This window comes from Kluyvera ascorbata ATCC 33433 (assembly GCF_000735365.1).
In the GTDB taxonomy this organism is placed as follows: domain Bacteria; phylum Pseudomonadota; class Gammaproteobacteria; order Enterobacterales; family Enterobacteriaceae; genus Kluyvera; species Kluyvera ascorbata.
In genome coordinates, this window is the sequence record NZ_JMPL01000161.1 from 1 (window position 1) to 8,065 (window position 8,065).

The window sequence follows — 8,065 nt, forward strand, 5'->3', positions numbered from 1 at the left end:
CTCCGTCCCTCTCATTACTGATTGGCCTGCGCTTTAGCCGCGGTCGTCGGCGCGCGGCATGGTGTCGCTGATTTCCGTTATCTCTACGGTCGGCATTGCGCTGGGCGTCGCGGTGCTGATTGTTGGCCTCAGCGCCATGAACGGTTTTGAGCGTGAGCTGAACAACCGCATTCTGGCGGTGGTGCCGCACGGTGAAATTGAAGCGGTGAACCAACCGTGGAATCACTGGCAGAACGTTCTGCCGAAAGTTGAAGCGGTAAAGGGCATTGAAGCGGCGGCCCCGTACATCAACTTTACCGGCCTGGTCGAAAGCGGCAGCAACCTGCGCGCCATCCAGGTGAAGGGCGTTGACCCGGCGCAGGAAAGTAAACTTAGCGCGCTGCCACGCTTTGTTCAGGCTGAAGCATGGGCCAATTTTAAAGCCGGTGAACAGCAAATTATTCTTGGCAAAGGTGTGGCCGATGCGCTGAAGGTGAAAGCGGGGGATTGGGTTTCAATCATGATCCCGAACTCGAATCCAGAACATAAACTGCTGCAGCCAAAACGCGTGCGCCTGCACGTGACCGGTATTTTGCAATTGAGCGGTCAGCTTGACCACAGCTTTGCGATGATCCCGATGCAGGATGCGCAGCAATATCTCGACATGGGCGAGAGCATTTCCGGTATCGCCATCAAGGTGAACGACGTCTTTAACGCCAACAAGCTGGTGCGTGATGCGGGCGAAGTGACTAACAACTACGTCTACATCAAAAGCTGGATTGGCACCTACGGCTACATGTACCGAGATATCCAGATGATCCGCGCCATCATGTATCTGGCGATGGTACTGGTGATTGGCGTGGCCTGCTTTAACATCGTCTCCACGCTGGTGATGGCGGTGAAAGATAAAAGTAGCGATATTGCGGTGCTGCGCACATTGGGTGCCAAAGACGGGCTGATTCGCGCAATTTTCGTGTGGTATGGTTTATTGGCTGGCCTGCTGGGCAGCGTGTGTGGCGTGGTGATTGGGGTGCTAGGCTCCCTGTACCTGACCAACATTATCAACGTGATTGAAAAACTTATTGGTCACCAGTTCTTATCTGGCGACATTTATTTTATCGACTTCCTGCCGTCTGAACTGCACTGGCTGGATGTCGTTTATGTGCTGGTCACGGCACTGTTGCTGAGTCTGCTGGCAAGCTGGTATCCCGCCCGCCGCGCCAGCCGAATTGACCCTGCGAGGGTGCTGAGTGGCCAGTAATTTGACGTCCTGACCGTGTGGCCTTGCTGCTGCGCGCGTCAGTTAGAGGAATGAACAATGATGCATTACGGATTTGACATTGGCGGCAGCAAGATTGCACTTGGCGTATTTGATTCATCGCGCCAGCTACGGTGGGAAACACGCGTTCCTACGCCGAAAGAGAGCTATGAGCGCTTTCTTGACGCGGTCATTGCGCTGGTAAAAGAGGCCGACCAGCGTTTTGATTGCCGGGGTACGGTGGGGATTGGCATTCCCGGTATGCCGGAAACCGAAGGCGGCCTGCTGTACGCGGCTAACGTGCCGGCGGCCAGCGGAAAACCGCTGCGTGCGGACCTGAGCCGTCTGCTCGATCGCGACGTGCGCCTCGATAATGACGCTAACTGCTTCGCGATTTCCGAAGCCTGGGATGAAGAGTTCACCCAGTATCCGCTGGTGATGGGGCTGATTCTCGGCACCGGGGTCGGCGGCGGTATCGTTCTGAACGGTAAATCGATTACCGGTCATAGTTATATTACCGGCGAGTTTGGCCACATCCGCCTGCCGGTGGATGCGCTGGAAGTGGTGGGGCGTGATTTTCCGCTCACCCGCTGCGGCTGCGGCCAGTCTGGCTGCATTGAAAACTATTTATCCGGTCGTGGTTTTGCGTGGCTGTACGAACATTTTTACCAGCAGCCGCTGACCTCGCCGGAAATCGTTGCCCTCTGGCAGCAAGGCGATCGCAACGCGCGTGAGCACGTTGAGCGTTATCTGGATCTGCTTGCGGTGTGCCTTGGCAACATTCTGACTATCGTCGACCCGGATCTGGTGGTGCTCGGCGGTGGGTTATCTAATTTTACAGCGATCGCCGATGGACTAGCGCAACGCTTACCGCGTCATTTACTGCCTGTAGCTCGTACGCCGCGCATTGAGCGCGCTCGTCACGGGGATGCAGGGGGAATGCGCGGCGCGGCGTTCCTTCATCTGACCAACTAACATGGAGTAGATATGCAGTCGCGCCGCTTACATCGATTGAGCCGTTTTCGTCGGAATAAACGTCAGCTGCGCCAGCGTCTGCGCCAGCGAATTTTCTTTACGGACAGGGTGATGCCAGAAGAGATGGATAAACCAAGAGTGGTCGTACTGACGGGCGCAGGCATTTCGGCAGAGTCGGGTATTCGGACCTTCCGCGCGGCGGACGGGTTGTGGGAAGAGCATCGGGTTGAGGATGTGGCGACGCCGGAAGGCTATCACCGCGATCCTGAGCTGGTGCAACGCTTCTATAACGAACGTCGCCGTCAGTTACAGCAGGCGGAAATTGCGCCGAATGCGGCGCATCTGGCGCTGGCAAGGCTGGAAGAGGCGCTGGGCGAGAACGTGCTGGTGGTGACGCAGAACATCGACAACCTGCACGAGCGCGCGGGCAATAAAAATGTGCTGCACATGCACGGTGAACTGCTGAAGGTGCGCTGCACCCAAAGCGGCCAGGTATTTGACTGGCCGGGCGACCTGACGGTGGATGACCGCTGTCACTGTTGCCAGTTCCCGGCACCGCTGCGCCCGCATATCGTCTGGTTTGGCGAAATGCCGTTTGAGATGGACCATATCTACATGGCGCTGGCGAGGGCAGATATTTTTATCGCCATCGGCACTTCAGGGCATGTCTATCCGGCGGCGGGTTTTGTTCACGAAGCGAAGCTGCACGGCGCGCACACCGTTGAGCTAAACCTTGAGCCAAGCCAGGTGGGCAGCGAGTTTGAAGAGAAGCATTATGGTCTGGCAAGCGAAGTGGTGCCAGCGTACGTGGCGAAGCTGCTGAAAGAAATGTGATGTTTGGGCTATGCCGACTAAAAAGCGGAGCTTAGGCTCCGCTTTTTTATTGCTGCAATCCCGGCGGCGCTGCGCCTGCCGGGCTAGCGGGGTCGTAATTAACGTCCCGCTTTCAGCTTCTGGTAATACTCTTCGTACAGCGTGCTGGCGCTGCCTACGTCGTTCTGCCATTCGCCTTTTTTGATGGTCTCGGCATCTGGGTAGAGCGATTTGTCGTTGGCGACTTCCGGGCTCAGCAGCTTACGCGCCGCCAGGTTTGGCGTTGGGTAGCCAATGGTTTCCGCCACCTCTTTTGCCACGTCCGGGCGCAGCAGGAAGTTAATCAGCTTCAGCGCGCCAGCTTTGTTTTTGGCATTGGCCGGAATGGAGAGGCTATCCATCCAGAAGATACCGCCTTCTTTCGGCCATACCACTTCCAGCGGCGTACCGGCCTGGCGGGCAACGAACGCGGAACCGTTCCACACCATCCCCAGATTCACTTCGCCTTCCATATACGGGTTAGCCGGGTTGTCGGAATTGAACGCCGCCACGTTTGGCATCAGCTTCTTCAGCTCGTTGTAGGCCGCTTCAATTTCTTTCGGGTCGGTGGTGTTACCGGAGTAGCCAAGCTTGCGCAGCGCCACCTGGAACACTTCACGGGCGTCGTCGGTTAGCAGCAGGCTGCCTTTGTATTCCGGCTTCCACAGGTCGGCCCAACTGGTGACGGTTTTCGGGTCAATCGCATCGCTGTTGATGCCAATCGCCGTTGCGCCCCAGATGTACGGGATCGAGTAGTCGTTGTTCGGATCGAACGGCTTGTTGAGCATCTCCGGGTCGAGATTTTTGAAGTTGCTCAATTGGCTTTTGTCGATCTTCTGGATCATGCCCTCTTTGCGCATCTTGTCGACAAAGTAGGTCGACGGCACGACCAGGTCGTAGGCGCCGTCTTTGTAAGTTTTAAGCTTGGCGTACATGGTTTCGTTCGACTCATAGGTCGAATAGATAACCTTGATGCCGGTCTCTTTGGTGAACTGTTCCAGAAGCCCTGGCGGCACGTACTCCGTCCAGTTATAGAAATAGAGCGTTTTGCTATCGTCCGCGTGGGCCGCACTCATACCGAGCGCTAAAGCACCTGCCGCGAGCAGGTGGCGTGACCATTTTTTCATTTTACGTCCCCTGAGTTTAGTGCCTGACCTTCAGGCCTTTGGTTTTATCTCGTGCAACCAGCTGGCTGGCAATCACCATCACCAGCGACAGCACCAGTAAAATCGTCGCCAGCGCGTTCACTTCTGGCGATACGCCAACTTTCACCATTGAGTAAATCTTCAGCGGCAGAATTTCATAGCTCGGCCCGGTGACAAACGACGATACCACCACGTCATCCATCGATAGGGTAAAGCTTAACAGCCAGCCTGCGGCCACTGCCGGTAGCGCCAGCGGTAGAATAATTTTGCGCAGAATAGTCAGCTCGCTGGCGCCGAGATCTTTCGCTGCTTCCAGCATGCGCACGTCAAAGCCTTTCAGCCGCGAGTAGACGGTGACTACCACGAACGGCAGGCAGAAGGTGATATGTGAAAACAGCAGCGACCAGAAGCCCAACTGAATGCCGAGCAGCATAAATAACACCAGCAGGGAAATCGCCATCACGATATCCGGCGACATCATCACCACGAACAGCATGCCGCTGACGAACGGTTTGCCGCGAAAGCGATAGCGGTACAGCGCCACGGCAGTGAGCGAGCCAATCAGCGTCGCGGCGGTGGCGGAGAAAATCGCCATCGTCAACGAGTGCTGTGCCGCCTGTAGCAGGCTGTCGTTGTTCATCAGCAGGCTGTACCACTTGGTGGTGAAGCCCTGCCAGTTGATCCCGAAGCGCGAGCTGTTAAACGAGTTCACGATCAAAATGATAATCGGGATGTAGAGATAAGCGTAGATGGCGGACATAAAGCCGCCGCGCAGCAGTCGACCGATCATTCCAGCTCCACCTTCTTGTTCAGCAAGCGCGAGGCGCGCCAGTACACCAGCAGCATCAGCCCCATCACCACGGTCAGCGTGATGCTGGTGGCCGCACCAAACGGCCAGTCGCGGATGTTGAGGAACTGGCTCTTGATGACGTTACCAATCAGCAGGTTTTTCGCCCCACCCATCAGGTCAGAGATGTAGAACAGCCCCATCGCGGGCAGCATCACCAGCAGACAACCGGCGATTATCCCCGGCATGGTCAGCGGAATGATGATGCGGATAAAGGTTTGCAGCTTGCTGGCGCCGAGATCTTTCGCCGCTTCCAGCAGCGGTTTATCGAGCTTTTCAATGCTGGAGTAAAGCGGCATCACCATAAATGGCAGCAGGATATAGACCAGGCCGATAATCACCGCGCTGGGGGTGAACATGATACGAATCGGGGTATCAATTATCCCCAGCCACAGCAGAAACTCGTTGAGATAGCCTTTGGTGCTGAGGAAAATTTTCAGCCCGTAGATGCGAATTAGCGAGTTGGTCCAGAACGGCACAATCAGCAAAAACAGCAGCAGCGGGCGCACCTTATGCGGCAGACGCGCCAGAAACCAGGCGAAGGGATAGCCCAGCACCAGGCACGCCAGCGTGGCGATAAACGCCATGTTCAGCGAGTGTAGCAGCACCTCGGCGTACAGCGGGTCAAGCAGCCGGGCATAGTTGTCCAGGGTAAAGACCATCTGGACGAAATTGGCATCGTCACGCGTCAGGAAACTGGTGACGATGATCATCAGGTTGGGCAGGAATACGAACAGCACAAGCCAACCGACGATGGTGGCAATCACCACATTCTGGAACTTACTTGTGCTCTTCATCAGCCAGTACAACCTCCCAGCTTTCTACCCAATTAATCGCCATTTTCTGATCTAACGAGTGGTCAAAGTCGGGGTCATCTTCGTTGAAGAATTCGCTGACCATCACCATCTTGCCGTTCTCAAGCTCAACCACCGACTCCAGCGTCATACCTTTATAGTTACGCTCGCGCACGTAGCCAATCAGGCCGTCGACGTCGGTGCCGTCGTGGATTTCATCGACGCGCAGATCTTCCGGGCGCAGCAGGACATTGAGCTTTTGACCAGGCGTGACCGGGAATTTAACGTCAATATTGCACTCGCGGCCTTCGACGCTGGCGCGAACCCGCAGCGAGTCGAGACGTTCAATGACGGTAGCGTTGAAGATGTTGATTTCGCCAATAAAGCTCGCCACAAACAGATTCTTCGGCTCTTCGTAGATTTCACGCGGCGTGCCGTCCTGCTCAATTTTGCCGTCGCGCATTACCACAATACGGTCAGACATGGTCAGAGCTTCTTCCTGGTCGTGAGTGACGAACACGAAGGTGATCCCAAGCTTGCGCTGCAACGCTTTGAGTTCGTTTTGCATCTGCTTACGCAGCTTGTAGTCGAGGGCGGAGAGGGATTCATCGAGCAGCAGCAGGCTCGGCTTGTTGACCACGGCGCGAGCAATAGCAACGCGCTGTTGCTGCCCGCCGGAGAGCTGGTGCGGTTTACGCTGGGCAAACTCTTCAAGCTGCACCATACGCAGCGCATCGTGAACCCGCGGGGTGATATCGCTTGCCGGCGTTTTCTGCATCCGCAGGCCGAAGGCGACGTTATCGAAAACGGTCATATGCGGGAATAGCGCGTAGCTCTGGAACACGGTATTGACGTGACGGTCTTCGGCAGGGACGTTGGTGATGTCCTGACCTTCCAGATGGATTTTCCCGGCATCGACGTTTTCCAGCCCAGCGATAAGGCGAAGAACGGTTGTTTTACCGCAGCCAGAGGGGCCAAGCAGCGTGAGGAACTCGCCGTTATTGATGGTCAGGTTCAGATCGGAGATGACCGTTTTTCCATCGAAATCTTTGCGAATTCCCGCCAGTTGCACCAGCGGTGAAAGCGAACGCGATTTAGTATTCAATTTCTTACTCTGTCCCATGTCAACACACCGGATGGCTTACCGATGCGGGGTTTGTGGTTATCCACCTTTAGACGTTTAGAGGTCTGATATTTATTAATAAGGGCTGGCATTCTACGGCAAACGATACCCAATCGCCAATCCTTGTCTAAGCTACCTTAGGTATATCTGATGATTAGCGACGGATTGATGAAAAAAATGGCCTTTGCCGGACTAAAAGTGACCTGACGCAATATTTGTGTTTTCGGGCTTATTGATAATGTTGTCACAAAAAGTGAGGGTGGCTACATGGATAAATTGCTTGAGCGTTTTTTGCAGTACGTTTCACTGGACACACAGTCGAAGCCCGGCGTGCGTCAGGTGCCGAGTACCGAAGGGCAGTGGAAACTATTACATCTGCTCAAAGAGCAATTGGAAACAATGGGGCTGGTTAACGTCACGCTGAGCGAGAAGGGTACGGTGATGGGCACCCTCCCGGCGAACGTCAGCGGCGATATTCCGGCGATCGGTTTTATCTCCCATGTGGATACCGCACCGGATTTCAGCGGTAAAAATGTCAATCCGCAAATTGTTGAAAACTATCGTGGCGGCGATATCGCCCTGGGTATCGGTGATGTTCCCGGTGCTGCATCAGTTGCTGGGGCAAACGCTTATCACCACCGACGGTAAAACGCTGCTGGGTGCTGATGACAAAGCCGGTATTGCCGAAATCATGACCGCGCTGGCGGTGCTGAAAGAAAAGAATATCCCGCACGGTGATATTCGCGTGGCGTTTACCCCGGATGAAGAGGTCGGGAAAGGGGCGAAGCACTTTGATGTCGAAGCCTTTAACGCGCAGTGGGCCTATACCGTTGACGGCGGTGGCGTGGGCGAACTGGAGTTTGAAAACTTCAACGCTGCCTCTATCACTATCAAAATTGTCGGCAACAACGTGCATCCGGGGACTGCGAAAGGGGTGATGGTCAACGCGCTGTCGCTGGCGACCCGCATTCATGCGGAAGTACCGGCCGATGAGAGTCCGGAAACCACCGAAGGCTACGAAGGTTTCTACCATCTCACCAGCATCAAAGGCTCAGTGGATCGCGCGGAGATGCACTACATCGTTCGTGATTT

Annotated in this window: 6 protein-coding genes and 2 pseudogenes; 4 read left to right on the forward strand and 4 right to left on the reverse strand. The window is 55.3% G+C overall.

Translation table 11 applies throughout. The annotated features are described in order from the left end of the window. The 3 genes and pseudogenes from lolE to cobB all read left to right on the forward strand — a co-directional run. Positions 1-1,240, forward strand: a pseudogene (gene lolE, locus GKAS_RS21740) (lipoprotein-releasing ABC transporter permease subunit LolE); the annotation flags it as partial. 60 nt (positions 1,241-1,300) lie between these two features. Further along, complete coding sequence (gene nagK / locus GKAS_RS21745; protein ID WP_035897414.1) at positions 1,301-2,212, forward strand: N-acetylglucosamine kinase; 912 nt, start codon at positions 1,301-1,303, stop codon at positions 2,210-2,212. 12 nt (positions 2,213-2,224) lie between these two features. Continuing rightward, the gene (gene cobB / locus GKAS_RS21750; RefSeq protein ID WP_035897404.1) at positions 2,225-3,046 is read left to right on the forward strand and encodes a Sir2 family NAD+-dependent deacetylase; all 822 of its coding nucleotides are present in this window, start codon (positions 2,225-2,227) and stop codon (positions 3,044-3,046) included. Positions 3,047-3,144: 98 nt separating this feature from the next. Here the strand turns inward: cobB and potD are convergent, their stop codons facing one another. From potD to potA, 4 genes are read right to left on the reverse strand one after another with little or no spacing between them, the layout of a single operon-like run. Beyond that, complete coding sequence (gene potD, locus GKAS_RS21755) at positions 3,145-4,191, reverse strand: spermidine/putrescine ABC transporter substrate-binding protein PotD (RefSeq protein WP_035897406.1); 1,047 nt, start codon at positions 4,189-4,191, stop codon at positions 3,145-3,147. A 16-nt stretch (positions 4,192-4,207) separates the two neighbouring features. Further along, positions 4,208-4,999, reverse strand: a complete 792-nt coding sequence (gene potC, locus GKAS_RS21760; RefSeq protein WP_035897408.1) for a spermidine/putrescine ABC transporter permease PotC — start codon at positions 4,997-4,999, stop codon at positions 4,208-4,210. Then, a complete protein-coding gene (gene potB, locus GKAS_RS21765) occupies positions 4,996-5,853 on the reverse strand; it encodes a spermidine/putrescine ABC transporter permease PotB (RefSeq protein ID WP_035897410.1) in 858 nt (285 codons plus the stop codon). The genes potC and potB overlap by 4 nt, the downstream gene beginning before the upstream one ends. After that, entirely contained in the window at positions 5,837-6,973 is a 1,137-nt protein-coding gene (potA, locus tag GKAS_RS21770) for a spermidine/putrescine ABC transporter ATP-binding protein PotA (RefSeq protein ID WP_035897412.1), read from the reverse strand. Before potA ends, potB begins: the two co-directional genes overlap by 17 nt. A gap of 267 nt (positions 6,974-7,240) precedes the next feature. Here potA and pepT point away from each other — a divergent pair. Next, positions 7,241-8,065, forward strand: a pseudogene (pepT, locus tag GKAS_RS21775) (peptidase T); the annotation flags it as partial.